Source organism: Pseudomonas sp. FP1762 (assembly GCF_030687105.1).
Lineage (GTDB): Bacteria > Pseudomonadota > Gammaproteobacteria > Pseudomonadales > Pseudomonadaceae > Aquipseudomonas > Aquipseudomonas siliginis.
This window is the reverse complement of the sequence record NZ_CP117458.1, coordinates 580,093-605,911: the sequence shown is the minus strand read 5'-3', so window position 1 is coordinate 605,911 and position 25,819 is coordinate 580,093. Positions and strand designations below refer to the sequence as shown.

At 59.3% G+C, this 25,819-nt stretch carries 18 protein-coding genes and 2 tRNA genes; 6 read left to right on the top strand and 14 right to left on the bottom strand.

What is annotated here, in order from left to right; genetic code table 11:
* Positions 1-173 precede the first annotated feature (173 nt).
* The 4 genes from PSH90_RS02585 to PSH90_RS02570 all read left to right on the top strand — a co-directional run bounded on the left by PSH90_RS02585 (position 174) and on the right by PSH90_RS02570 (position 3,404).
* Positions 174-260 (top strand) — tRNA-Leu (locus tag PSH90_RS02585).
* A gap of 180 nt (positions 261-440) precedes the next feature.
* Positions 441-527 (top strand) — tRNA-Leu (locus PSH90_RS02580).
* 301 nt (positions 528-828) lie between these two features.
* Complete coding sequence (locus PSH90_RS02575) at positions 829-1,839, top strand: extracellular solute-binding protein (RefSeq protein ID WP_016771941.1); 1,011 nt, start codon at positions 829-831, stop codon at positions 1,837-1,839.
* Positions 1,839-3,404: an iron ABC transporter permease gene (locus PSH90_RS02570; RefSeq protein WP_305382092.1), complete on the top strand. Its 1,566-nt coding sequence runs from the start codon at positions 1,839-1,841 to the stop codon at positions 3,402-3,404. The genes PSH90_RS02575 and PSH90_RS02570 overlap by 1 nt, the downstream gene beginning before the upstream one ends.
* Before the next feature lie 90 nt (positions 3,405-3,494).
* Here the strand turns inward: PSH90_RS02570 and PSH90_RS02565 are convergent, their stop codons facing one another.
* From PSH90_RS02565 to PSH90_RS02555, 3 genes are all read right to left on the bottom strand, one after another.
* Entirely contained in the window at positions 3,495-5,429 is a 1,935-nt protein-coding gene (locus PSH90_RS02565; RefSeq protein ID WP_305382090.1) for a methyl-accepting chemotaxis protein, read from the bottom strand.
* Positions 5,430-5,568: 139 nt separating this feature from the next.
* Entirely contained in the window at positions 5,569-6,858 is a 1,290-nt protein-coding gene (locus tag PSH90_RS02560) for an adenylosuccinate synthase (protein WP_016771943.1), read from the bottom strand.
* A 54-nt stretch (positions 6,859-6,912) separates the two neighbouring features.
* On the bottom strand, positions 6,913-8,100 hold the full coding sequence (locus PSH90_RS02555) for an ATP phosphoribosyltransferase regulatory subunit (RefSeq protein ID WP_016771944.1): 1,188 nt from the start codon (positions 8,098-8,100) through the stop codon (positions 6,913-6,915).
* Positions 8,101-8,188: 88 nt separating this feature from the next.
* Between PSH90_RS02555 and PSH90_RS02550 the strand changes: the two genes are divergently transcribed.
* Positions 8,189-8,395 (top strand): hypothetical protein, encoded by a 207-nt coding sequence (locus tag PSH90_RS02550; RefSeq protein ID WP_143497950.1) that lies wholly within the window; start codon positions 8,189-8,191, stop codon positions 8,393-8,395.
* Positions 8,396-8,412: 17 nt separating this feature from the next.
* On the opposite strand, the gene hflC is transcribed toward PSH90_RS02550, so the two are convergent.
* The 9 genes from hflC to PSH90_RS02505 all read right to left on the bottom strand — a co-directional run bounded on the left by hflC (position 8,413) and on the right by PSH90_RS02505 (position 18,484).
* On the bottom strand, positions 8,413-9,282 hold the full coding sequence (gene hflC, locus PSH90_RS02545; protein WP_016771945.1) for a protease modulator HflC: 870 nt from the start codon (positions 9,280-9,282) through the stop codon (positions 8,413-8,415).
* Positions 9,282-10,448 carry an FtsH protease activity modulator HflK gene (gene hflK / locus PSH90_RS02540; protein ID WP_024011368.1) on the bottom strand — a complete coding sequence of 389 codons (1,167 nt, stop codon included), beginning with the start codon at positions 10,446-10,448 and terminating at the stop codon, positions 9,282-9,284. Before hflK ends, hflC begins: the two co-directional genes overlap by 1 nt.
* A gap of 96 nt (positions 10,449-10,544) precedes the next feature.
* Positions 10,545-11,846: a ribosome rescue GTPase HflX gene (gene hflX / locus PSH90_RS02535; RefSeq protein WP_041480728.1), complete on the bottom strand. Its 1,302-nt coding sequence runs from the start codon at positions 11,844-11,846 to the stop codon at positions 10,545-10,547.
* A 12-nt stretch (positions 11,847-11,858) separates the two neighbouring features.
* A complete protein-coding gene (gene hfq / locus PSH90_RS02530) occupies positions 11,859-12,125 on the bottom strand; it encodes an RNA chaperone Hfq (protein WP_016771947.1) in 267 nt (88 codons plus the stop codon).
* Positions 12,126-12,220: 95 nt separating this feature from the next.
* Entirely contained in the window at positions 12,221-13,192 is a 972-nt protein-coding gene (gene miaA, locus PSH90_RS02525; RefSeq protein ID WP_305382089.1) for a tRNA (adenosine(37)-N6)-dimethylallyltransferase MiaA, read from the bottom strand.
* Positions 13,192-15,099 (bottom strand): DNA mismatch repair endonuclease MutL, encoded by a 1,908-nt coding sequence (gene mutL, locus PSH90_RS02520; RefSeq protein ID WP_305382088.1) that lies wholly within the window; start codon positions 15,097-15,099, stop codon positions 13,192-13,194. Before mutL ends, miaA begins: the two co-directional genes overlap by 1 nt.
* The gene (locus PSH90_RS02515; protein WP_370593506.1) at positions 15,096-16,475 is read right to left on the bottom strand and encodes an N-acetylmuramoyl-L-alanine amidase; all 1,380 of its coding nucleotides are present in this window, start codon (positions 16,473-16,475) and stop codon (positions 15,096-15,098) included. Before PSH90_RS02515 ends, mutL begins: the two co-directional genes overlap by 4 nt.
* A 51-nt stretch (positions 16,476-16,526) precedes the next feature.
* Complete coding sequence (gene tsaE / locus PSH90_RS02510) at positions 16,527-16,997, bottom strand: tRNA (adenosine(37)-N6)-threonylcarbamoyltransferase complex ATPase subunit type 1 TsaE (protein ID WP_150638276.1); 471 nt, start codon at positions 16,995-16,997, stop codon at positions 16,527-16,529.
* The gene (locus tag PSH90_RS02505) at positions 16,985-18,484 is read right to left on the bottom strand and encodes an NAD(P)H-hydrate dehydratase (RefSeq protein WP_305382087.1); all 1,500 of its coding nucleotides are present in this window, start codon (positions 18,482-18,484) and stop codon (positions 16,985-16,987) included. Before PSH90_RS02505 ends, tsaE begins: the two co-directional genes overlap by 13 nt.
* A gap of 63 nt (positions 18,485-18,547) precedes the next feature.
* Here PSH90_RS02505 and queG point away from each other — a divergent pair, with 63 nt between their 5' ends.
* On the top strand, positions 18,548-19,648 hold the full coding sequence (gene queG, locus PSH90_RS02500) for a tRNA epoxyqueuosine(34) reductase QueG (protein WP_305382086.1): 1,101 nt from the start codon (positions 18,548-18,550) through the stop codon (positions 19,646-19,648).
* Between the two features lie 55 nt (positions 19,649-19,703).
* Here queG and PSH90_RS02495 read toward each other — a convergent pair whose 3' ends face one another.
* Both PSH90_RS02495 and PSH90_RS02490 read right to left on the bottom strand, forming a co-directional pair.
* On the bottom strand, positions 19,704-24,446 hold the full coding sequence (locus PSH90_RS02495; RefSeq protein WP_305382085.1) for an RHS repeat domain-containing protein: 4,743 nt from the start codon (positions 24,444-24,446) through the stop codon (positions 19,704-19,706).
* Positions 24,447-24,526: 80 nt separating this feature from the next.
* Entirely contained in the window at positions 24,527-25,513 is a 987-nt protein-coding gene (locus PSH90_RS02490) for a hypothetical protein (RefSeq protein ID WP_305382084.1), read from the bottom strand.
* Positions 25,514-25,819 lie beyond the last annotated feature (306 nt).

Below are 25,819 nucleotides of genomic sequence, written 5' to 3'. Positions count from 1 at the left end.
AAACGGGAAATTTCCGCTTCTATAAGGCTTTGCATGGCCCTGTATCGACGCTCTGATAGGGTTTTGAACGCCGCTGGTAAAAAAATTCAGTTTTTTCTGCAGCAGGGGTTTACAGTTAAAAAGGCGCTCCGTATAGTGCGCGCCATCGACGACGCACAAGCGCTTTCGATGATGCCCAGGTGGTGAAATTGGTAGACACGCCAGCTTCAGGTGCTGGTGACCTTACGGTCGTGGAAGTTCGAGTCTTCTCCTGGGCACCAATTTCGAGTTTGAGACTAGATCAGTTTCAAGACTCACACAAAACCCGCGAAAGCGGGTTTTTTGCATTTGCGGGAAAGCTTTTGTTCACACTGATTTATTAAAACCAAATCAGGGGTTTACAGATCAAAAAGGCCTCCGTATAGTGCGCCACATCAACAGCGGCAACGCTTGCGATGATTGCCCAGATGGTGAAATTGGTAGACACGCCAGCTTCAGGTGCTGGTGACCTTACGGTCGTGGAAGTTCGAGTCTTCTTCTGGGCACCAATTCAAATTCAAGGTTCACGCCTTGGATTTCACAAAAACCCGCGAAAGCGGGTTTTTGCGTTTCTGGCTTCCTGAATTTCCGCAGGTCTTGTAGGAGCCGACGAGTGCAACGAGGCTGCGATCTCTTGATCTTGCTTTTCCCCGCAACTCGCAGGAGGCAGATCAAAAGATCGTCCGAACGCGGCCCGAGCCTTCGGCAGCTCCTACCCGATCCCCTTGTCCCGCACAAGGCGCACTTGAGAAACAATATCGTTTATCATTGTTGCAAGTTTTTGCAATGCGACAGTGAGGAACCCTGCGAATGACGTTTCGAAATACCCTGCGCCGAGGCCTGACCTTCACCCTCCTCGGCCTGGCACTCGCCACTCCCCTCACCCAGGCTGCCGATGCGGTTTCCCTGACTCTCTACAACGGCCAGCACAAGGAAGTCGGCGACGCGATTGCCAAGGCTTTCGAAGCCAAGACCGGCATCCACGTCAACGTGCGCAAAGGCAGCAGCAACCAGCTCGCCAGCCAGATCATCGAAGAAGGCGACCGCTCCCCCGCCGATGTGATCTACACCGAAGAGTCGCCGCCGCTGAATAACCTCGGCGAACAGGGTCTGCTGGCCAAGGCCGATGACGCCACGCTGGCAGTTCTGCCGGAAAAATACGTCGCCGCCAACGGCACATGGATCGGCGTTACCGCCCGCGTACGCGTGGTCGCGTTCAATCCGAAACTGATCGATGAAAAAGACCTGCCGAAATCGGTGATGGAATTTTCCGAGCCGCAGTGGCAGGGCAAGGTCGGCTTCGTTCCGACCAGCGGCGCCTTCCAGGAGCAGGCCGTAGCGATCATCAAGCTGCACGGTCGTGACGCCGCCGAAGAATGGCTGACCGGCCTGCGCGCATTCGGCAAGACCTACAGCAACAACATGGTCGCGCTCAAAGCGGTGGAAAACGGTGAAGTCGCCACCGTACTGGTGAACAACTACTACTGGTTCGCCCTGCAACGCGAGAAAGGCAAGCTCGATTCCAAATTGCATTACTTCACCGGCGGCGACGCTGGCGGCTTGATCACCGTGTCCAGTGCTGCCGTGCTGAAATCCAGCAAACATCCAAAAGAAGCCCAGCAATTCCTCGCCTTCATGGCCAGCGAAGAAGGTCAGCGCGTGATCACTCAGACCACCGCCGAATACCCGCTGCACAAAGGCATGGAATCGGATCGCGGTCTCAAGCCGTTCAGCGAACTGGAAGCGCCGAACGTTACCCCGGCGGACCTGGGCAACGCTGAAGAAGCGCTGGAACTGGAACGCGAAGTTGGCCTGAACTGATGGCAGCATCGTTATCGGCCCCCGCCGCGTGCGGGGGTTACGTACCAAGACGCAAACGGCCGTCGATCTGGCTGGTGCTGCCGGTATTGCTACTGGTGTTACTGAGCCTGTTGCCACTGGCCTACGTCGGGGTGAAAGCCTGGCAGGCCGGCTGGGCCGAGGCGCTGCATTTGCTGTGGCGCCCGTATGTGTTTGGCCTGTTGCGCAACACCTTGGCACTGATGGTCGGCGTGACGATCACCTGCGCCGTGATCGGCCTGTCGCTGGCATGGCTACTGGAACGCAGCAATCTGCCGGGTCGACGCCTGTGGGGCGTGATCCTGTGCCTGCCGTTTGCGGTGCCGGCGTTTGTCAGCAGCTTCACCTGGGTGTCGCTGAGTGCACAGTTCGAAGGCCTCGGCGGAGCGATTCTGGTGATGAGCCTGTCGAAGTATCCGCTGATCTTCCTGCCAGTCGCGGCGACCCTGCGCAATCTCGATCCCTCTCTCGAAGAATCCGCCCGCACGCTGGGACAGAATCGCTGGGGCGTGTTTTTCCGCGTCACCCTGCCGCTGTTGTGGCCATCGCTGTTGGCCGGCTCGCTGCTGATTGCCCTGCACATGCTGGTAGAATTCGGCGCGCTGTCGATCATCGGTTTGCATACCTTTACCACGGCGATCTACCAGCAATTCGAACTGGAATTCAGTAACGCCAACGCAGCGATGCTTTCGGCGGTGTTGCTGGCGCTGTGCCTGCTGCTGTTGTGGCTGGAACTGAGGGTGCGCGGCAAGGGCCGGCATGTGCGCACCGGCCAAGGTGCAGCGCGACAGGCTGAGCAAGTAAAGCTTGGGCCATGGGCTGCGGCAGGTCAGTTGTATTGCCTGTTGCTGGCGATTATCGGCAGCGGCGTTCCGCTGGGGATGTTGGCCTACTGGCTGGCGGTCGGTTCGTCGGCAGCGTTCCCGGTAGCAGCAATCACTGAGGCGCTGTTGTCATCGCTGGCATTGTCGTTGGGCGGCGCGGCGTTGTGCCTGGCGCTGGCAGTGCCGGTCGGGCTGCTGGTGGTGCGCTACAAAGGCCAATTGGCAATCTGGGCCGAACGTCTGCCTTATCTGCTGCACGCGCTGCCGGGCCTGGTGATTGCGTTGACGCTGGTGTATTTCGCCCTGCATTACGTGCCGGTGCTGTATCAGACGTCGGGCTTGCTGCTGATCGCCTATGCGCTGCTGTTTCTGCCATTGGCGCAGGCGCCGATTCGTACGGCACTGAACAAGGCTGCACCGCAGCTGGAAGAAGCGGCGCGGACCTTGGGCGCATCGTCGTTCACGGCGTTTTGCCGGGTGACATTACCGATCATTTTCCCGGCACTGGGCGCGGCGTTTGCGCTGGTGTTTCTCGATGCGATGAAGGAACTGACGGCAACGTTGCTGCTCAGCCCAACCGGACTCAATACATTGGCGACCGAGGTCTGGGCGCATACGGCGAATGTCGAGTTTGCGGCGGCGGCGCCTTATGCGGCGTTGTTGATTGTGGTCTCGGGGCTGCCGGTTTATCTGCTGACGACGCGGATGTATCTGAGCCGCTGATACCGCTTTCGCGAGCAGGCTCGCTCCCACAATGGATTGAGTTTCCCTGTGGGAGCGAGCCTGCTCGCGAAGATGCCAGCCCGGATAACATCAAGCGCGAAACTGCCCCAGGCTAGCCTTCAACTGCGCCGCCAGACCATCCAGCACCTTGCCACTGGCCGTGGTTTCCACCACTGCCTGCGCCGCTTTCTCGGCTTGGGCGTGAATCGTTTCGACGCGCCCACGCACTGCCTGTGCACCCTGCGCCTGATGCGCTGCTGCTTGCGTCGCCAGACCGATCGCCGCATGCACCTGCTCGACCGAAGCCTGCACCGATTGCTGCAAGCGCGCACTGTCGCGCAAGACCAGCAAACCTTCGCTGGCCTGCCGTCCGGCCTGGCCAATCGCCTCGACTGCCTCACGTGCGCCCTGTTGCAGAGCGACGATGTGCGCTTGAATATCACCCGTGGAGCTTTGCGTCTTGCTCGCCAGCGCACGAACTTCATCCGCCACCACGGCAAACCCACGCCCAGTTTCACCGGCCCGCGCCGCCTCGATCGCAGCGTTCAATGCCAGCAGATTGGTCTGTTCGGCGATGCCGTGAATCACCGTCAGCACCACCTCAATCTGCTCGCTCTGCTGCGCCAGTCGCTCGATAACCTTCGCCCCGGTATCGACCTGCCCGGCCAGCGCTTCGATCAGGCTGCCAACCTTCGCCGAAGTCCGGGTGTTCTCATCGGTGGCCTGACGAATATCGACAACCTGCTTGAGCGCCGCCTGCATTGCCTGACTTTCCGACTGCGCCTCGTCTGCCATTTGCGACAGCGCGCGCAGGCTTTCTGCAACTTCATCGCGCTGCATTCCGGCAGCGGCATCGGCACCAGCGTTGCGCAAAGTCATCGCGCCGATTTCCACGCCAGTGCGCTGAGCGACGTCGCCCGCCTCGCGCACGATCGGCTGCAATTTATCCACGAAGCGATTGACCGCTGAGGCCATGTCGCCGATTTCATCCTTGCTGTTGATCTGCACACGCTTGGTGAGGTCGCCCTCGCCTGCTGCCAGATCGTCCATTGCCGCATTGAGCATTTTCAGGCGATTGACCACGCGATGACCGAGCACCATGGCCAGCAACAGCAGCACGCCGCAACCGACCAGCGCCAGGCCAAGGCCAATGCGCCAGCGAAGAGTGGCGGCAGCTTCCTGAACGGTTTGTGCGGTGTTGGCTTTCATTTCACCAGCGGTGGCTTGCGCCGATTGCAGGCGCGCCTGCATCGCTTTGGCGCTGTCCGCCGCTGCGCCTTTGAGGCTGTCGCCGACCAGTTGATCGCTGCTGGCAATCAGCGCCAGGAAGCGCTTGTCGAGCTCGGCCAGATCGGTTTCCACCGAGGCTGTGGAAACGCCCATCAGCACTTTGCCGATCTCCACGCCATTAGGATTGATCGAGGCTTCGAGGTAATAGACTGAGGGATCGTTCTTCGCCGCATCCAGCACTTTATCCAGCGCACGCTCACCCTGACCTTTTTCCAGCAAGGCCTTGTTGATCGGGTTTTCACGATTGAGATAACGGGTCAGATGCTGGCCGGTGGCGTCGTCATACACCACGAACAGCACGTTGGGATTGCGCTGGGCGCGGCGGGCGAACTCCGAGAGCGTCGGCACGTCGCTGTCCCACATGGCACGCGGCGCTACGGATGCAAGCAACTGCGCCATGTCGTTGGCCGAATCCTTCAGATCCTTTTCCAGCGTCGCTCGCAGCTGCGCCTGCTCTTCTTTCAGACGCGCGGACAGGCCGACCGTCAGGCGCTGACGAGTGCTGGCCGATAACGCATCAAGACTTGAAGTGACTTCACGCCCGGCCTGCTCCAGTTCACCGGAGAGTTTCTGGCTGTCGGCACCCAGGCGCACAGCCAGATCGGCTTCCAGCGCGGTCACCGTGCTCCGCGTCAGGGCAACCGCCACCAACACCTGCACCAAAAGGGCGATACCAAGGGTAACGAACACTGGCCGCAACAAACGGCTTTGTAACAGTGAGAGAACGGCTGACACTTTAAATCCCTCTACTTCTGACGCCATTAATTTGATGGCACTCTTGTAGACAGATTCACAGCAAAGGTCATGCCGTCCAACAGGCATAAACGACAAAGGCCCCGATTAAGGGGCCTTTGTTTTTTACATCAACGACTTATCAAGCAAACGGATGACGCAGAACGATGGTTTCGTTGCGGTCCGGGCCCGTCGAAATAATGTCGATCGGCGCGCCGATCAACTCTTCAACGCGTTTGATGTAGGCACGAGCATTGGCCGGCAGCTCTTCCAGGGTTTTTGCACCCACGGTCGATTCGCTCCAGCCTGGCACTTCTTCGTACACAGGCTGCAGGCCTACGTAGCTGTCAGCATCGGTCGGGGCAACAGCATTGCCTTGCGCGTCTTTGTAGCCGACGCAGATGTTGATGGTTTCCAGACCGTCGAGTACGTCCAGCTTGGTCAGGCAGATGCCCGAGATGCTGTTCACATCGATAGCGCGACGCAGGATGACGGCGTCAAACCAGCCGCAGCGACGGGCGCGACCAGTGGTGGCGCCGAACTCGTGACCCTGCTTGGCCAGGTGTGCACCGACTTCGTCAAACAACTCGGTCGGGAACGGGCCGGAACCGACGCGAGTGGTGTAAGCCTTGGTGATGCCCAGGATGTAGTCGAGGAACATCGGACCAACGCCCGAACCGGTCGCCACGCCACCCGCAGTGGTGTTGGAGCTGGTCACGTACGGGTAGGTGCCGTGGTCGATGTCGAGCAACGAACCTTGCGCGCCTTCGAACATGATGTCCTTGCCGGCACGACGCAGGTCGTGCAGCTCGGCAGTCACGTCGAGCATCAGCGGCTTGAGCAGCTCAGCGTATTCCTTGCACTCGGCCAGGGTCTTTTCGAATTCGATGGCTGGCTCTTTGTAGTAACCGACCAGCATGAAGTTGTGGTAATCCACCAGTTCACGCAGCTTGTCTTCGAAGCGTGGCATGTTCAGCAAGTCGCCGACACGCAGGCCACGACGGGCAACTTTATCTTCGTACGCCGGGCCGATGCCGCGACCGGTAGTACCGATCTTCAGCTCGCCACGGGCCTTTTCACGGGCCTGGTCCAGCGCGACGTGGAAGGACAGGATCAGCGGGCAGGACGGGCTGATACGCAAGCGCTCGCGCACCGGTACGCCTTTCTCTTCCAGCTTGGTGATCTCGCGCAGCAGGGCGTCAGGTGCAACCACCACGCCGTTGCCGATCAGGCATTGCACGCCTTCGCGCAGCACGCCCGACGGAATCAGGTGCAAGACGGTTTTCTCGCCGTCGATCACCAGCGTGTGACCCGCGTTGTGGCCACCCTGGTAGCGCACTACGGCGGCAGCATGTTCGGTCAGCAGATCAACGATCTTGCCTTTGCCCTCATCACCCCACTGGGTGCCCAGGACTACGACATTCTTACCCATAACACTTGTCCTCATTCGCGCAAACTTGGTGCCGGCGATGGCCGGCAGGAAAACTCAAGAAGCCAGTGGCGATACTTGCCAAAGCCCGTTCTGCTGAATCAATTGCCGGTCGCAGTCCGCATCACGGGCGGCGGCCAAAGGTTGTCCAGGCAAGGCCTGAACGACACGCTGACCCTCACTGCGCAACTGGCAAACCTGCTGCCAGAGTGCCGCATCCGTACTGTCAGGCATCCAGATACCGCCAGACGGTAGCTCGATCTCAGCACGCCCCAGGGTCACCAGGGTTTTCAAATCGGTAGAGAAACCGGTCGCCGGACGGGCGCGGCCGAAGTCAGCGCCGATGTCATCGTAACGACCGCCCTGAGCGATGGACTGGCCAACGCCCGGCACGAACACCGCGAACACCACACCGGTGTGGTAGTGGTAGCCGCGCAACTCGCCGAGGTCGAAATACAGCGGCAGCTGCGGGAAGCGCACGGAAAGACGTTCGGCGATCGCCAGCAGATCTTCCAGCGCCGCCAGCACCGGCGCCGGCGCATTGGCCAGACGCTCGCGGGCAGCGCTCAATACTTCACGGCCGCCGCACAGATCAACCAAGGCACGCAGCATCCCCGACAGATCGGCCGGGAGACCTTCGGTCAGGGTAATCACTTCATCGATGGCCTTGCGCTGCAGGGCATCGAACAACTGCTGCTCGACTTCACCGGACAGACCGGCGGCGCGCGCCAGACCACGGTAGATGCCAACATGGCCGAGGTCCATGTGCACGTCCGGCACATCGGCCAGTTGCAGCATGGCCAGCATCAGACTGATGACTTCGACGTCACTGCTCGGGCTGGCGTCGCCGTACAGCTCGGCGCCCAGCTGGATCGGGCTGCGCGAGGACGACAATGCACGCGGCTGGGCATGCAGGACGCTGCCGGCGTAGCACAGACGGCTAGGGCCTTCACGACGCAGGGTGTGCGCATCGATGCGCGCCACCTGCGGCGTGATGTCGGCGCGGAAACCCATCTGCCGGCCCGATTGCGGGTCGATGACCTTGAAGGTACGCAGATCCAGGTCCTGGCCCGCGCCGGTCAGCAGGGATTCCAGGTACTCGATATGGGGAGTCACGACGAACTCGTAACCCCAGCTCTGGAACAGATCCAACACCTGACGACGCGCGACTTCAATGCGCGCCGCCTCCGGTGGCAGTACTTCTTCGATGCCATCTGGCAGCAGCCAGCGGTCTACCGTTGCCATTACGCCATTCCCCTTTGATCCGGGCGGCCAGCACTAGGCGAGCCTTGAGTGAAGCAGAAAATGATCGGGGCGTTCAAAACGCACGCGCATGAACGACGCAGCGAAAGGCCGGCTGGCGGCTTCGCCCATCACTTTCCTCGAAAAACGCTCGGGCTATTCAAACCCGATGCCTGCAACAAAAACAGCAATCAAACGTGCAGACGCAAAAAAGCCGGGAATTTCCCGGCTGCCGCATCATACACACGTTTTCCGAAAGGATCACCCCGCCCGAGGTTTTAGCCGCCGGGCGGAATGATTCAGGTCAACGTCGTATCAAGGTTTGGCTTTTTCCAGGTAACGGAAGAAGTCGCTGCTTGGGTCGAGGACCAGGACGTCGGATTTGTTCGCGAAGCTTTCACGGTAGGCACGCAGGCTACGGTAGAAACCGTAGAACTCCTGATCCTGACCGTAGGCCTTGGAGTAGATCGCAGCCGCCTGGGCGTCACCGTCACCGCGAACCTCTTCGGATTCACGATAGGCTTCGGCCAGCAGCACGCGGCGTTGACGATCGGCGTCGGCACGGATGCCTTCGGCCAGTTCGTTACCCTTGGCGCGGTGCTCGCGAGCTTCACGCTCACGCTCGGTGCTCATACGCTCGAACACACTGCGGTTCACTTCCTTCGGCAGATCAATGGCCTTGACCCGGACATCAACCACTTCGATACCCAGCTCTTTTTCCGCCATCTTGTTCAGCGATGCAGTGATGTCAGCCATCAGCGCATCACGCTCACCCGACACCACTTCGTGCAGGGTGCGCTTGCCGAACTGGTCACGCAGCCCCGATTCGAGACGACGGGACAGACGTTCGTCGGCGATCTGCTTCAGACCCGAAGTCGCGGTGTAGAAGCGCTCGGCATCTTTCACCCGCCACTTGGCGTAGGCATCGACCATCACGGCTTTCTTTTCCAGGGTCAGGAAGCGCTGCGTCGGTGCATCCAGCGTCAGCAGACGCGCATCGAATTTGCGCACCTGGTTGACGTAAGGCACTTTCACATGCAGACCCGGCTGGACATCCGCCTGAACCACACGACCGAATTGCAGCAGCACCGCGCGCTCGGTCTGAGCGACGATGTAGAAGCAATTCCAGCCCACCAGTACCACAACGACGCCAACGATCAGGGCGATCAGCGATTTATTGCTCATCAGCGGGTCTCCCTTGTACGCGTCTGCGGCACGTCAGTGACATGCGGCGTGACGTCCGTGTTGTTGCTGGCGGCCGAACCGGTCACCGGTGCGTTGCCCGAGCTGTTCTGGATCATTTTGTCCAACGGCAGGTAAAGCAGATTGCTCTGGCCGTTCTTGTTGCCGGTCACGAGTACCTTGCTGGTGTTGCTGAAGACTTCCTGCATGGTGTCCAGGTACAGACGTTCGCGGGTGACTTCAGGTGCCTTGCGATACTCGGCGACCAGCTTGGTGAAGCGATCGGCCTCACCCTTGGCGCGCGAGATGGTCTCGTCGCGATAACCGTTGGCATCTTCGATGATGCGCTGGGCCTGACCACGGGCTTCCGGCACCACACCGTTGGCGTAGGTTTCAGCCTGGTTGCGCGAACGCTGCTCGTCTTCACGGGCGCGGATCACGTCATCGAAGGCTTCCTGTACTTCACGCGGTGCCGCTGCGCTCTGTACGTTGACCTGGGTGACGGTGATACCGGTGCGATAGGTATCGAGGAAACGTTGCAGACGCTCCTTGATTTCGCTGGCCATCAATTCACGACCTTCGGTCAGCACCTGGTCCATGGCGGTGGAACCGACCACGTGACGCAGCGCACTTTCAGTCGCGTGCTGCAGGCTGATTTCCGGCTGATCGACGTTCAGCACGAAGTCCTGCAGGTTGCTGATCTTGTACTGCACGGTCAGCGGCACTTCGACGATGTTCTCGTCTTCAGTCAGCATCTGGCCCTGCTTGGTGTACGCACGCTCACGCGTCACGTTCTCCATGTACTTCTTGTCGATCGGCGGGAAGTAGATGTTCAGGCCCGGGCCGACAGTCTCGTAGTACTTGCCGAAGCGCAGCACAACGGCTTGCTCCTGCTCGTCCACCACGTAGACCGCGCTGTACAGCCAGACAGCCGCCAGCACGACCAGGCCGATGCCGAGCAGACCGCCGAAGCCGCCACTGCTGCGCCCCGACCCGCCGCCGTCATCACCGCGTTTCTTACCACCACCGAACAACCCGTTCAGGCTTTCCTGCAGCTTTCGGAAGGCCTCGTCGAGATCCGGTGGTCCCTTGCGGTCGCCGTTATTGCGGCGCTTGCCACCCCAGGGATCCTGATTATTCGAGTTGCCACCCGGCTCATTCCAAGCCATAGCGCTCTCCATCTGATAAAGCAAAGACGCACCCACGGCGCGCCGACCAATGCTACAGAATGCCTGCCGTTGCGGCACAACCGCTTTGTCAGGCTTTTATTGCAAAGTGTGTTGCTCGATGAATTCCATCGGCTGCAATCCTTCGCGGCTTACCAATCGATTCAGCTCGATCCGGGGCAAACGAACGGCCAGCAGGCTGACACCTTCATCATCGTATTCTTCTTTCTGCACCGCCCCGAGTTCGAAGAACTGCGCACGCAGCCGAGCGAATCGTTGCGGCAAGCGCAAGGTACCGACGAACAGATCACTGCCGAGCAACTCGGCGATGGCCTGTTCAAGCAATTCCAGACCGCTGCCATCACGCGCCGAGAGCCAGACCCGTTGCGGCTTGCCATCGGCATCGCGCTGGATCTGCGGCTCGACGCCTTCAAGCAAATCGAGTTTGTTATAGACCTCGAGGATCGGCAAGTCCTGGGCACCAATCTCGCCCAGCACCACCATCACCTGCTCGATCTGCAACATGCGATCCGGTTCAGCCGCATCGATCACGTGCAACAGCAGGTCGGAATTGCTCGACTCTTCGAGCGTAGACCGAAATGCCTCGACCAGCTTGTGTGGCAGGTGACGAATGAACCCCACGGTGTCGGCGAGGACGATGGGACCGAGGTCGTCAAGCTCCAGCCGGCGCAGGGTCGGGTCGAGCGTGGCGAACAGTTGATCGGCCGCGTACACCTCGGACTTCGTCACGTTGTTGAAGAGTGTCGATTTGCCGGCGTTGGTGTATCCCACCAGCGAAACGGTAGGGATGTCCGCACGGGATCGGCCACGGCGCGACTGCTCGCGCTGACTGCGCACCTTCTCCAGCCGCCCCTTGATCTGACGCAGGCGAACCCGCAGCAGACGGCGGTCGGTTTCCAGCTGGGTTTCACCCGGACCGCGCATACCGATACCGCCACCCTGACGCTCAAGGTGAGTCCAGCCGCGAACCAGCCGCGTGCTCATGTGGTCAAGCTGGGCCAGTTCGACCTGAAGCTTGCCCTCATGGGTGCGTGCGCGTTGGGCGAAAATATCGAGAATCAGCCCGGTGCGGTCGATCACGCGACACTCGAAGACACGTTCAAGGTTGCGTTCCTGACTGGGCGTGAGGATGTGATTGAAAATCACCAGATCGGCTTCTTCAGCCTTGACCAGGTCGCGCAGTTCCTCGACCTTGCCGCTGCCGATCAGATATTTGGCGGTTGGCCGATGACGCGGCACGTTAAAAAACGCGACGGTCTCGGCACCAGCCGAATTTGCCAACTCCTGAAACTCCTGCGGATCTTCGCGCGCCTCAGGGTCCTGTCCATCCAAGTGAACGAGGATGACTCGTTCACCACCACCGTGGCGCTCAAAGAACAAAGGAGACTCCTATCAGGCGTTACCCGGCGCTGCATCGGCATCGCCCTGTTCGTTTTCGGTTGCGCTAGGCAGACGAATTGGACGAACCGGCACGACGGTCGAGATAGCGTGTTTGTAGACCATCTGGCTTACGGTGTTTTTCAGCAGGATCACGAACTGGTCGAACGACTCGATCGTCCCTTGCAGCTTGATACCGTTGACCAGATAGATGGAAACCCCGACTTTCTCTTTACGTAAAGTGTTCAGGTAAGGGTCTTGTAGCGAATGCCCTTTTGACATGTGCCGCACTCCTTTAAGGATTCAATAATAAAAACAGGTAAATTCAGATGGCTTCGGCCGTCACACCCCCAAGGATAGACGGCAATTGCAAGGACTCAGCTCAATATGGAGATGGTCCCGAGGTATTTCAAGGCGCGTGGCAGATTGTCGCAATCAAGACTGTCCAGCCAATGCAAATCGTCCCAGCTGCGCAGCCAGGTAAACTGGCGTTTGGCCAATTGGCGCGTGGCGATGATGCCCCGCTCCTGCATCTGGGCCAATGTCAGCTTGCCGTCCAGGTAATCCCAGACTTGGCGGTAGCCTACCGCACGTATAGACGGCAACCCCGAATGCAGGTCACTTATTTTACGCAGGGCTACGACCTCGTCGATGAATCCCTGTTCCAACATATTTGTGAATCTTTGTTCAATTCGCTGGTGCAGAACCTGACGATTCGCCGGAGCAATGGCCAGGTTCGCGACAGTATAGGGCAATTGTTGCCGTCCCGAAGCGGCTGCTTCAGTACTTTGCACAGATTGTTGCTCGCGCAGAGCGGTCATGCTCTGCCCGCTGACTCGATACACTTCCAGTGCCCGACTCAAGCGTTGCGGATCATTGGGATGGATGCGCGCCGCCGACACCGGATCGATCTGCGCCAACTGTTCGTGCAGGGCTTGCCAGCCGAGGCGTGCAGCTTCTTCCTCGATCTGCGCGCGGACCTCGGGATCGGCTGCCGGCATGTCCGCCAGACCTTCGACCAGAGCCTTGTAATAGAGCATGGTGCCGCCGACCAGCAGCGGGATCTTTCCTCGCCCAGTGATTTCGGCCATGGCCTGCAACGCGTCGCGACGGAAATCGGCAGCGGAATACGCTTCAGCGGGGTCGAGAATGTCGATCAGCCGGTGCGGGTATTCGGCCAACAACTCTTTCGAAGGCTTGGCCGTGCCGATGTCCATGCCGCGGTAGACCAGCGCCGAATCGACACTGATCAATTCGCACGGCAGCACCTTGGTCAGCTCGATGGCCAGATCGGTCTTGCCCGCAGCGGTCGGGCCCATCAGGAAAATCGCTGGAGGCAGCTGGCTCATCAACGACCGCGCAGGAACAGTTTGTCCAGATCGTCCAGGCCCAATTGGGTCCAGGTCGGTCGGCCATGGTTGCATTGACCGCTGCGCTCGGTGTTTTCCATATCGCGCAGCAGACCGTTCATTTCCGGCAGGGCCAGACGCCGGTTGGCGCGGATCGCGCCGTGGCAGGCCATGGTGCCGAGCAGTTCGTTGAGGTGCGCCTGGATACGGTCACTGGTGCCGTATTCCATCAGGTCAGAGAGCACGTCGCCGACCAGTCGATTGGCTTCGGCCTGCTTGAGCAAAGCGGGAATCTGCCGGATCGCCAGGGTTTCCGGCCCCAGTCGCTGCAATTCAAAACCAAGACGCTGAAACCAAGCGGCGTGTTCTTCAGCGCAATCGGCCTCGCGCTGACTGACCGCCAGCGATTCCGGCACCAGCAACGGCTGGCCACTGAGACCTTCGCTGGCCATGGCGATTTTCAGGCGCTCGTACATGATTCGCTCGTGGGCGGCATGCATGTCCACCAGCACCAGGCCATGGGCGTTTTCGGACAAAATATAGATGCCCTTGAGCTGCGCCAGTGCATAGCCGAGCGGCGGGATATCTTCCTGACCGGTTGGCAGCGCGCTGGCATTGGCTTCAGGCAGCGGCGCGAAAAATTCCTTGTATGCGGCTTGCGCCTCGGCAGCGGGCAGCGCCGATTGCGGACGCGGCGTGTATTGATACTGATAAGCGCCGCCAGCGCTAGCCCCGGACGGAGTATTGAACACCGGCTGCGCCTGAGGCTGCTCCAGCAGCGCATTGGCGGCTAGACGCATCTCGCCCTGTGGGCCAAACTCGCCCGCCTCGATCCCGCTCGGCCGAACGATCGCCGTGGTGACCGAGCCGGCCAATTGATCTTCCGGACGCACATCGCCCAGCGCACGGTGCAGCGTGCCATACAGGAAATCGTGGACCATGCGCCCGTCACGGAAGCGTACTTCGTGCTTGGTCGGGTGCACGTTGACGTCTACCGCTGCGGGATCGACCTCGAAAAACAGCGCGAAGGTCGGGTGCCGACCATTGAACAGCACGTCGCGATAAGCCTGGCGTACCGCGTGGGCCACCAGTTTGTCGCGCACCGCACGGCCGTTTACGAAGAAATACTGCAAATCCGCCTGACTGCGGTTGAAGGTCGGCAAACCGACCCAGCCCCACAGGTGCAAGCCATTGCGTTCGATCTCGATCGGCAACGCTTGCTCAAGGAAACCCGAACCGCAGATCGCCGCCACACGCCGGGCGCGGGCTGCATCATCGTGGGCCTCGTGCAGGCTGAGGATGGTCTTGCCGTTGTGGCGCAGATGAAAAGCCACGTCGAAGCGCGCCAGCGCCAGACGCTTGATCACTTCCTGCAGGTGATCGAATTCGGTTTTTTCGGTCTTGAGAAATTTGCGCCGGGCCGGGGTGTTGAAGAACAGGTCGCGAACTTCCACCGAGGTGCCCACCGGATGCGCCGCCGGCTGCACGCGCGGCGCCATGTCCCGGCCTTCGGTCTCGACCTGCCAGGCCTGATCGGCATCGCGGGTGCGCGAGGTGAGGGTCAGACGCGCCACGGAGCTGATCGACGCCAGCGCCTCGCCACGGAAACCCAGGCTCATCACCTGTTCGAGGTCTTCGAGGTTGCGAATCTTGCTGGTGGCGTGACGGGCCAGGGCGAGCGGCAGGTCATCGGCGGAAATACCGCTGCCGTCATCGCGCACGCGCAGCAACTTGACGCCGCCCTGCTCGACATCGACGTCAATACGCTTGGCGCCGGAGTCGAGGCTGTTTTCCAGCAACTCCTTGATCACCGAAGCCGGGCGCTCAACCACCTCACCAGCGGCGATCTGGTTCGCCAGTCGTGGGCTGAGCAGCTCGATGCGCGCAGTGTTCAATACCTGGTTCATTCTTTCGACGCCAGTTCGGTGCCAGGAATCGTCAGGTGCTGACCGACTTTCAGCTCATCGCTTTTCAGATTGTTGGCGGCGCGCAAGGTGGCCGGCGAAACCTGATAGCGCACTCCGATCATCGCCAGGGTTTCCCCCGGGCCGACACGGTGGTCGCGCGGGCCTTGGGCAATCTTGCCGGAATCACGCAGCCAGGCGATGTAGGTGCCCGGCGGCGGATTCTGCTGGAAGAACTGGCGCACGCCGCTGCTGATCGAACGGGCCAGCGCTTGCTGATGGCTCGACGCGGACAGCTTGTTCGCTTCGTTGGCATTGGAAATGAAGCCGGTTTCAACCAGGATCGACGGAATGTCCGGCGACTTCAGCACCATGAACCCGGCTTGTTCCACACGCTGTTTGTGCAGCGGCGTAACGCGACCGATATTGGTCAGCACCTTCTGGCCGACGTTGAGGCTGGAAGTCAGCGACGCAGTCATCGACAGGTCGAGCAACACGCCGGCGAGCATGCGGTCCTTGTCGTCGAGGCTGACATTGCCGGCACCACCGATCAGGTCGGATCGGTTTTCACTGTCGGCCAGCCAGCGGGCGGTCTCGGAGGTAGCGCCACGATCGGACAGGGCGAACACCGAAGCACCGAAAGCGGCCGCGGACGGCGCAGCGTCGGCGTGGATCGAGACGAAAAGGTCGGCGCCCTTCTTGCGGGCGATTTCGGTACGCCCGCGCAATGGAATGAAGTAGTCGCCGGTACGGGTCAGCTCGGCGCGGAAGCCTTTCATGCCGTTGACCTGACGCTGCAGTTCGCGGGCGATCTGCAGCACCACATCTTTCTCACGCTGGCCGCGCGAGCCGGACGCGCCCGGGTCTTCCCCTCCGTGGCCGGCATCGATCACGACGATAATGTCGCGCTTGCCAGCAGGGGCTGGCGGCAGCTTGATCGCCGGTTCGGTCGGAGTCACCGGCACCGCCGGCACGGTCGCCACCGATGGCGTCGGGGCTGGCGGCGGCGCGGCATCGGCCGGGTTGTCGAACAGATCGACCACCAGACGGTTGCCGTATTGCGCGTTCGGCGCCAGCGAGAAGCTTTTCGGGGTGACGGCTTTTTTCAGGTCGATGACCACCCGCAGGTCGGTCGGCGTGCGCTGGGCTGAGCGCATCGCGGTGATAGGCGTGTTCGCGGTCTGCACGTTCAACGGCGCGCCGAGGGTGGCGCCGTTGATGTCGATCACCAGCCGATCAGGGGCTGTCAGGGTGAAAACGCTGTGCTGCACCGGGCCGCTGAGGTCAAAGACCAGTCGCGTATTGTCCGGCGCACGCCACAGGCGCACGCTGTTGACCTTTGAATCGGCCACAGCGTTGACGGTTACTGCCATCAACATCAGTCCAGCGGCAGCCACCAACGCGCGAAAGCGCATACCAAACCCCATCATTTAATTGGATTCCAATGCCAAAGCGGCACACCAGACCTCGCCACGCGAGCCCTGGGCTAAAATTTTCAGCGAACGCCCGCTGTCTTGCGGGCTAATGGTAATGGTCAGGTCGGGCTTTGGCAAAAAGCCTGCACCTTTATCGGGCCACTCGATCAGGCACAGGGCATCGTCTTCGAAGTAGTCACGGATGCCGAGAAACTCCAGCTCCTCGGGATCGACCAGACGATAGAGGTCGAAGTGGAAGGCACGTATGTCACCGATCTCGTAGGGCTCGACCAGAGTGAAGGTGGGACTTTTTACCGCGCCAACATGGCCCAAACCGCGAATGATGCCCCGTGACAGGGTGGTTTTGCCCATACCCAGATTACCTTCAAGAAAAATCAGGCCATGGCCCTGGGTGACGCGGGCGATTCGTGCGCCAAAGTCGCTCATCGCCTGTTCATCGGCCAGGTACAGGGTTACTTCAGACACGGTGCTTGCTCCTCCAACAACTGACGAATGGCTGGAATCAGATCACTGGCCGCCAGCCCACGGCCGAATTTGCCTTGTTGCATACCCGCGTTGGCGTGCAGCCAGACGGCCAGGCATGCCGCATCGAACGCGTCCATGCCCTGGGCCAGCAATGCGCCGGTCAGACCGGCCAGCACATCCCCCAACCCGCCCGTGGCCATCGCCGGATGGCCCTGATGACATAGGGCCAGACGCCCATCGGGATGGGCGATCAGACTGCCGGCCCCTTTCAGAACCACTACCGCTGAATACTTTTTGCTCAACGCCAGAGCAGCGGCCGGGCGATCGGCCTGCACTTCGGCGGTACTGATGCCAAGCAAGCGCGCCGCTTCACCCGGATGCGGGGTGATCACGCAATCCTTGGGCAACTGGACAAAATCGCTGGCCAGCAGGTTCAACGCGTCGGCGTCCCACACTTGCGGCAACGCAGCATTGGCGGCCGCCGACGACAGGGCACGGCCCCAACTGGCCTGACCGAGACCCGGTCCGACCACCAGCACCGAAACCTTTTCCAGCAGCCCCATCAGTTGATTGGCTGACGAAGTGCCGAGCGCCATCGCCTCCGGGACCCGAGTCAGCGCCGCCGGCACATGCTCTGGGCGAGTCGCCAGCGAGACCATGCCCGCGCCGCCGCGCAAGGCCATTTCCGTGCTGAGCAGAATCGCTCCGCCGAAACCGTGATCGCCGCCGATCAGCAACACATGGCCAAAGCGGCCCTTGTGCGAGGTCGGCGCGCGCGGCGCAAGTGCTGGAAGATTAGGGGCGCTCAGGCGCTGAGCGCAGACAGGAATGTCACTGAAAATTTCGTCGGGGGCTTGCAGGTCGCTGAAGACCAGCTCACCGATATGATCCGCAGCATCACCGGTCAACAGTCCGACCTTCATACCAATGAAGGTCACCGTTAGATCGGCGCATACCGCGACACCCAGTTCACACCCGGTATCGGCACACAGCCCGGAAGGAATATCGACCGCTGCTACCGGCAAACCGCAGGCGTTGATCGCCTTGATCGCCGAGGCATAGGGCTCACGCACTTCGCCGCTCAGGCCAGTGCCGAGCAAGGCATCGAGGACGACACCGCACAGCTCGCTTTGAGCCTGCCAGCCTTGCACCACAACACCAGCAGCCACGGATTCGGCATGGGCCAGTGCGGCATCGCCCTGCAAACGTTGCGGATCGCCGACGGCGAGAACGCGCACGGTCCAGCCGGCCCGCAGCGCCAACCCGGCCACCAGATAACCGTCACCGGCATTGTTGCCATGGCCGGCGAGCACGGTCAGCTCGTTCGCGCCCGGCCATTTGCGCACCAGTGCGCGCCACGTCGCGCGGGCGGCGCGTTGCATCAATTCGAAGCCCGGCGTGCCGGCGGCGATCAGCCGCGCGTCGAGTTCGCGCACCTGCGCGGCGCGGTACAGCGCGTCGGGTAATTCATCTTTCGTCTGCGGCATGCGTCTTCGGGCTCCGATGTCTGGCAGAATTATACGCACCTCAGCTCCGGTTTCTCTCGCCTCATGTCCGCCATCACCACAGACCTGCCCGCCCTCGCCCAATCGATCAAGGATTGGGGCCGCGAGCTGGGCTTCCAGCAAGTCGGCATCAGCGGTCTGGACCTGGCCGAACACGAGCAGCATCTGCAGCGCTGGCTCGAGGCCGGCTACCACGGCGACATGGACTACATGGGCACCCATGGCAGCAAACGTTCGCACCCGGAAGAGCTGGTGCCGGGCACGTTGCGCGTGGTTTCCCTGCGCATGGACTACTTGCCAGGCGATACCGAAATGGCCAAACGCCTGGCTGAGCCGGAGAAGGCTTACGTGTCGCGTTATGCCTTGGGCCGCGATTACCACAAATTGATCCGTAAACGTGTTCAACAATTGGCCGACAAGATCCAGGCGGAGATCGGCCCGTTCGGCTTTCGTGCGTTTGTCGACAGCGCACCGGTGCTGGAAAAAGCCATCGCCGAACAGGCTGGACTGGGCTGGATCGGTAAAAACACCTTGGTGTTGAACCGCAAGGCCGGCAGTTATTTCTTCCTGAGCGAACTGTTCGTCGACCTGCCGCTACCGGTGGACGAACCGCACAGCACTGAACATTGCGGGCGTTGCACCGCATGCCTGGATATCTGCCCGACCAACGCCTTTGTCGGCCCGTACGTGCTGGACGCCCGGCGCTGCATTTCCTATTTGACCATTGAGCTGAAAACCGCGATTCCCGAAGAATTGCGGCCATTGATAGGCAATCGGGTATTTGGCTGCGATGACTGCCAGATCGTCTGCCCATGGAACCGCTTCGCCCGGCCGACTGGAGAAAGCGATTTCAAACCACGGCACAATCTCGATAATGCCGAGCTGGCTGAACTGTTCATGTGGGATGAAGAAAAGTTCTTGAACAGCACCGAAGGTTCACCGTTGCGGCGTGCCGGGTACGAGCGCTGGTTACGCAATCTGGCGGTGGGGCTGGGGAATGCGCCTTCATCGATTCCTGTGCTGGAAGCGTTGAAGGCGCGACGTGATTATCCGTCAGAGTTGGTCAGGGAACATGTCGAGTGGGCACTGGAACAGCACGCCCACCGCGCGCTCGCAAAACCGGCAAGCGCACTGTTCAAATCGTAGCCGGACCTTGAGTGTTCCTGCTTTCGCCTTGTATCGTTTCGTTGCGTGCTCCGACTTACTTTTTTTCCTTTAAATGACCACCCAGCTGGTTGATGACCGCGATCCGCTCCTTGGCGTTTTCGGTCATATATATTCGGTCTCCTTGCGACAGATAGAGATGCATCGGCTTTGATGCTGAGCCGGATGGACCATGCATCGGCGTGTATTTGGCATGAATCAGCGCTGCAGAGGACGTCGGGGAGTTACCCGCCTCAATGTGCTGCATGAAGGTTTCGGCCTTTTCAAGCAAGCCGGTAAGGCCCTCTTTCTCAAGGATGTTCTTTTTGGGGTCGACCCTGACGAGTGACCATGGTTTCTCGGCCTCTTCCTGAACGGCCGCGCTGGCCTTCGCCTTCGCCTTGGCCGCCGCCTTGTTTCCCTTACCCTTGATCATGCCTCGGGCCATCTCTTGACCCGCTGCCTTGGAGCCTTTACTACTCAGGCCCTGCTTGAAGGCGCCAGCCAGTTTCCTGCCAGCATTGATGCCCGCTTTGGCACCAGCTGCCAGCCCTGCCCCCACCGAAGCCAGCCCAAGACCAAAACTGATCCAGCCCAATATCTCGCCCGCTTGAGAACCCGGTGCGAGTTCATTGACCACCTCGCTGGCAATACCCGCCAGGCCTGAAGCAACCGCCAGCCCCAATGCCGCCACTGCCCATGGCGTCGCCGCGCCCATCGTCACCACGCTGGCAACAATTCCGAGAACACTGAGGCCGATGCCCAGGATCGATTGCCAGGAGATATGCCCGGTAGGGTCGACACGATTGACAGGGTCGCCCAGGCAATAACTGTAGGCATTCAATCCGCCCGCGCCAAATGGACTCATGCTGTCGGGGGCGAGAAAGCGCATCAGTGTCGGACTATAAGCCCTGTAACCGTTGCCCAGCAGATACAGCCCGGTAACCGGATCCAGCTGTTCGCCGTTGAACCCTGCCACGCTGAACAATCCACCTTCGGCGGGACGATGCCCATAAGGGCTGTAGGCGCAATCGGTGAGCTGCTCCTTGCCCAGCGTTGCCAGCACACTTTGCTGCTGATCGGTGGCGTATAGCTGCGCGTCGGGGTTCAACCCCGATTGCTGTTGCCCCACGAGCGCTCCACCGTGACGCACAACACTGGTTGAACTTTCACCACGCACCTCGTTGGCAACCCGGCCTGCGTAGTAGTAACGCTGCACAATTGTTTTTTCGGCTTGCGACAGCTCCACCAGATCATCGAAACCGTCGTAATGGTAGCCACGAATCACTGATCCCCCTGCGCTGGACAACTGCTCGAGACGTCCGAACGCGTCATAGGCCAGCGTTCGCGCCTGGTCGTCCTTGATCATCCTGCCGTTGGCGTCGTATTCCAGCGTCACTGCCGAGGGATAGTCGACGTGGGAATGTTTGACGGCGCTGAGCTGTGCAGGATCAGGATTGTCGTAACTGAAGGTGGTCAGATTCACCCCCAGCGGGAACTTCGTCTGCACGGTGAGGATGTTATCCAATGCATCGAAGGTGAATGTCTGGCGGATAATTTCCTTGCCATACGGATCGCGCGGCTTTTGCGTGCCGGCACAGTCGTACTGGATCAAGCGCCCGCGCACATCGTAGGTGAACTGTTCATCACGTAACACTTGAGTGCCACGTCTGGACACTTTCTGCGCCAATTTGCCAGCCAGCGTGTAAGTCGATTCCAGGGTCTGGTCTGGCTGCCCTTGAGTCTCGAATGTGCGGCGGGTTTCACGCCCGATATCGTCATAGGCAAACCGGGTGATCATTTGACGCTTGATGGACGTTTCTTCGGTTTGCGTCCAGTCCAGCATCCCCGTCTGCGCGTTGTAGTGGAATTCGGTTTTAAGCGAGCCTTGAGAGGTGGATAGCAGGCGGCCGTGCTTATCGTATTCGGATGTGCTTTCGACTCCGAGCACATTGACATGGTTGATCGGTCGCCCCTGCAGGGACCAGCTACTGGAGGTTGCTTTGGTGATAGCGCCGAGGGTCATCGTTTCGGTTTTCACACGCCCGGAGGGGTGATAGGCGAAATTGCGCTCTCTGCCGTTTTCGGTACAGGTCAAGGGATTGCCACTGAGGGGGTCATACGTCATGGTCGTGACCAGATCCCCTGCCTTGCGCTCAGTCAGCAGGCCGCCCAGTTCCCGCAAATAAGTGAATTCGGTTTTTTTGCCATCAGCACTCCTGTACCACTGCGGCTGGGTGAAGCCCGCTTCATAACCAGCCTCGGACTTACGTCCGCCAACGGTACTTCGGATCAAGCGACCCAGACCGTCATAAGTTTGCTGCCCCAACACTTTGTCAGCGACCTTGATGTTGATCGGCAGACCTTCATCACTATGCCCGGCGTAGTCGGTCACGACCGCAGTGGCGTCGGGCAGGACACTGCGGGTTATCCGGTCAAAAACGTCGTACTCATATCGGCTGGTATTGCCGACAGGGTCTGTCTGACTGGTTGTGCGCCCGTAGCCGTCATAGGTGTACACGGTTTTGCCGAGACTTTTGTTCTTCAGATTGAAGCTCTCGACACTCAGCGGTTTACCGAAATCATTGACGAGGGTGAACGTCTTGCCCATCCCCTGGAGCCAATGGGTCTGCCGGCGAAGAACCGGGTCCGCCTCGCTGTGTTCGATCCGCCCATCATCGTGCAGCGTTTTGCTGACCTGGCCCCAGGAATCGAATTCGTAGCCGGTGCTGACTGGATAAGGCTTGCCATCACGCCAATCAGTCAGCGTCACTTTGACCTTGTGGCCGACCGAATCATGCAGCGCAGAATAAAGCGTGCGTGTCTGAATCAGACCGTCCTTGTCGGGATGGTCGCAGTCCTTTTCCTGAACGGTGATCACCCGTTCCATCCCGTCATAAGTCACTTTTTGCTCGCCGCCAGCAGGATCCGTGGTCACCATTGTCGCCGGATGCTGTTTGCTGGCAGCCAGATAGGTCCACCGGGTAACGGCCGCATATGGGGTGCCGCCAGCAACCGTTTTGCCCACTGCCCGACCGATTGCGTCGTACTCATGCTCGATGTGCTCGCCATCGACACCGACTTCAGAGACCTGTAATCCGGTCAGCGTCGACAGCACTTTCTCACTGGTCTGCAGCGTGCCGTCAAATCCGCGCGTGCTGGACCTGACTCGCAAACTGTCACCCTCAAGCTCATAGGAAAATTCGATAGCGGTTTTTTTTTCATTCAGGATGACACTCTGCTCTTTCGTGGCTCCATGCTTGAGTGGATCCTCGGGCGTATTCAAATAACTGCGTGCGGTTTTCGAACGCAATACCTCAACGCCTTCCAACACTTCACAAAAACGCTCCTCGACCGGTAACACGGATGCCAGTTCCGCACCGTCCAGCGCCGGATGCAGCGCGTAGTCGTAGTAGGTGACTGTCGAAGCACCATCGGATGCGGCAGCAGTCACCGTCCTTTTTTTCGGGAATCTGGAAAAGCCCAGCGGATCCTCTGGGCAGTTATCTCCACCACTGGCCGGATAAAATTCCGTGGTCGTCGTCACCCCTGTGGGCTCGACCTGCTTGAGCAAGTTACCTTCGTCATCGAACTCCGTGACGGTGGTTTCCACACGCTGCTGTTGAGTACGCCGATCGAGGTACGTCACCGTGTGGACTTTAGGCATGCGGAACTGAGCCACCTGCTCACTGAATGGCTTGGTAACGGAACAGTGATACTCCGTGGTGGTGGCGATCTGAGCGTCACCACAGGTTGTAACCTCAGCCACCAACAGATGGAATTTGTTGTAGGTGCGTTTGATGCGGGTATGTACTTTGCCGCTGACCAGCAAGTGCTCGTCCGAGGTGTAGACGTAGTGGCCGGGCGCAAGATAGAGAGGATCCAGGTCACTATCCTTGGCAGGAAGGAGGCCCTGCCCAAGGAAGTTATGGTCGGAGTACGTGTAGGTCTTGCAAAGTCGGGGCTGGCCGCGCCCTGGGTAGACATCGTGAGCAATCACAAACGGCAGTGTCCGTTCCACACCGCTGATGAAGCGGTGGCCGTGCCGCTTGTAGCGAATGATTTCGACCCCGCGCAGCGGATTGACGATGCGATGAACATAGCTGGCTCCAGCGATGACTTCATACTCAAGGTCCCAACCCTTACCAACCGGCAGCTCGATGGCCGTCACTCGAGAGTTTTTCAAGATCAGCTTGTAGTTGGAACTGGAAGTAGTATCGGGATGCCGGGACAGCGTCACCTGACCTGCCGCGCGGGTGATTTTCAACAGGCAGCGCTTGGCATCACGGACTTCGGCCAATCGGGGAAACTGGTTGAACAACTCATGCTTCAGGGTAATGCTCACACCGTTCGCCGCTATTATTTTTTCCGCGACGGCGACCTGAGTGCCGGCCAGGACTTTGAGCAGTTCACGCCGGCCATCCTTGTATCGAACTTCATAGCGTCCTGCTCCAGCGACTGACACTTTCGCCGTTTGCAGTTTCATTTCCTTGAACTTAAGGCCGGTAGACGTCTCGACAGCCTTGTAGCGCTCACCGTTGGACAAGGTCATCACTTTGCTGCGCAAGTCATAATTGGTCAGTGTCAAAGACCAGCCAACGCCGAAACCACTATCCGCCTGATTGAGCGGATTAAAGCCCACTGAAAGTGCAAGCTCCGGACCATTGAGATCCGCCGAGTGCAACTTGCCAAGCGAAAATGCGCAAGTGTACATGCCCGTGCGGGGATCAACTCCTCCTGAAACAAATTCACCAAAGTTGAAAGCGTTTGAATGAACAGAGGGAGAGAAATTACTTTCCATTGGTAAACCGTCCTTTTATTTCCAGACTTAGGTTGAGCAGTTAAAACTGGCCAGCAAAAAGCGCCGACCACACAACGAAGTCAGCTAAGCTGCTTCATTGACCGCCTGGATTGATCCAGAATAAAAGTGAGCCGCTCTTTATCACCATCGATACAAAGGCGGTGCTCCGTACCGAACTCATCGAACACGGCAAACTCGAATGCGCTTTCATTTTCCCGTGCTGCTTGCGGGTCAGCGGAAAGATACTGAACAAGGGTTAATTGCCCAGGCACCTTATTGATAGGGACGGTAACGTAGCTCAGGGGACTGCGGAATGTTGCTTGCACGCCATATATCGGTGCCATATAGCCATAAAAAACTTTGCGACTACCTTGTATTCCGGGGATATTACCGGACACATAGACTTGCACCGCCTCTTCGGAATCATAAGGATCAAGTTTCACCTCACTGCTGTACCAGTCAAGGAGGTGAATCTGCCGGCCGTCAGCGCGCAGGGCAATATGATAATGCTGAATCGAATCGTATCGACCCCTCTGCCGTTTCTCATCATACTTGCTCAATGAAAAGCTGCTCAGCGAGTACTCTTTCGGAGGAATCGCCTCCAGCGTGACACTGCTGTCGAAACCAACCCCATTACTTCGCAATACCACGCCATTCAAAGAGATCTCGGCAGCCACTTCCATAATTCCAGGTCGGGAAGCCGAGACCCAGAACTGGAAAATCTGTACCGGATCTGCGGCGTTGCTTATCTGGTTGTCACTGACCCGAGGGAGTTCTGTCAGGCGCGTTGCACCACCCGACATTTCGTGAGCGTAACGATTTTCCTGAATCGAAACACTCCAGTCTCCCTCCAGAGGCCGAGCACCGTTGTAGGCAATCAGCCGCAATGACGGCAATGCAGGATGTCCATGCAGCGATACGCCGTCGCCATTGTTATCGATACCGTGCAGAAGCACCAATACACGCACCTGCATGCGACCGTTGGCATAAAGCACTTTGTGCTGACCATGATTTGTGGCGTCGAGTTTTACCTCGATACGGGAAATACCAACTTCCTCATCAAACATTTGATAACACCTCAGCCGATTAATATATTTCGCCCCTCAAGGGCTCGGCAAAGTATTAACGTCGAATTTAAATATAAACAGCCGCGACATTTGACATTTTGTGAAAAAGCAAACTTTCAACATTATCTTTAATAATTCACACAGATGCTAATAACTTCAAAAAATGCGATCTGCATGTTACGAGATTCAACACTAAGCCTTTCGCCCCTTTGATTCTGGCCCACGATGGCCTGTCACCCCTTCCGAATTCAATCAACCCGAACCGGAAGGGGAGTCAGCGAGTAGCTTATGTTTGCCAAATCATGT

Bases quoted from the DNA above. Each gene is read 5' to 3' on its own strand.
- PSH90_RS02575 (WP_016771941.1), top strand. From the start codon at position 829: ATGACGTTTCGAAATACCCTGCGCCGAGGCCTGACCTTCACCCTCCTC.
- PSH90_RS02570 (WP_305382092.1), top strand. From the start codon at position 1,839: ATGGCAGCATCGTTATCGGCCCCCGCCGCGTGCGGGGGTTACGTACCA.
- PSH90_RS02560 (WP_016771943.1), bottom strand. From the start codon at position 6,858: ATGGGTAAGAATGTCGTAGTCCTGGGCACCCAGTGGGGTGATGAGGGC.
- PSH90_RS02555 (WP_016771944.1), bottom strand. From the start codon at position 8,100: ATGGCAACGGTAGACCGCTGGCTGCTGCCAGATGGCATCGAAGAAGTA.
- PSH90_RS02550 (WP_143497950.1), top strand. From the start codon at position 8,189: ATGAACGACGCAGCGAAAGGCCGGCTGGCGGCTTCGCCCATCACTTTC.
- hflC (WP_016771945.1), bottom strand. From the start codon at position 9,282: ATGAGCAATAAATCGCTGATCGCCCTGATCGTTGGCGTCGTTGTGGTA.
- hflK (WP_024011368.1), bottom strand. From the start codon at position 10,448: ATGGCTTGGAATGAGCCGGGTGGCAACTCGAATAATCAGGATCCCTGG.
- hfq (WP_016771947.1), bottom strand. From the start codon at position 12,125: ATGTCAAAAGGGCATTCGCTACAAGACCCTTACCTGAACACTTTACGT.
- miaA (WP_305382089.1), bottom strand. From the start codon at position 13,192: ATGAGCCAGCTGCCTCCAGCGATTTTCCTGATGGGCCCGACCGCTGCG.
- mutL (WP_305382088.1), bottom strand. From the start codon at position 15,099: ATGAACCAGGTATTGAACACTGCGCGCATCGAGCTGCTCAGCCCACGA.
- PSH90_RS02515 (WP_370593506.1), bottom strand. From the start codon at position 16,475: ATGTTGATGGCAGTAACCGTCAACGCTGTGGCCGATTCAAAGGTCAAC.
- PSH90_RS02505 (WP_305382087.1), bottom strand. From the start codon at position 18,484: ATGCCGCAGACGAAAGATGAATTACCCGACGCGCTGTACCGCGCCGCG.
- queG (WP_305382086.1), top strand. From the start codon at position 18,548: ATGTCCGCCATCACCACAGACCTGCCCGCCCTCGCCCAATCGATCAAG.
- PSH90_RS02495 (WP_305382085.1), bottom strand. From the start codon at position 24,446: ATGGAAAGTAATTTCTCTCCCTCTGTTCATTCAAACGCTTTCAACTTT.
- PSH90_RS02490 (WP_305382084.1), bottom strand. From the start codon at position 25,513: ATGTTTGATGAGGAAGTTGGTATTTCCCGTATCGAGGTAAAACTCGAC.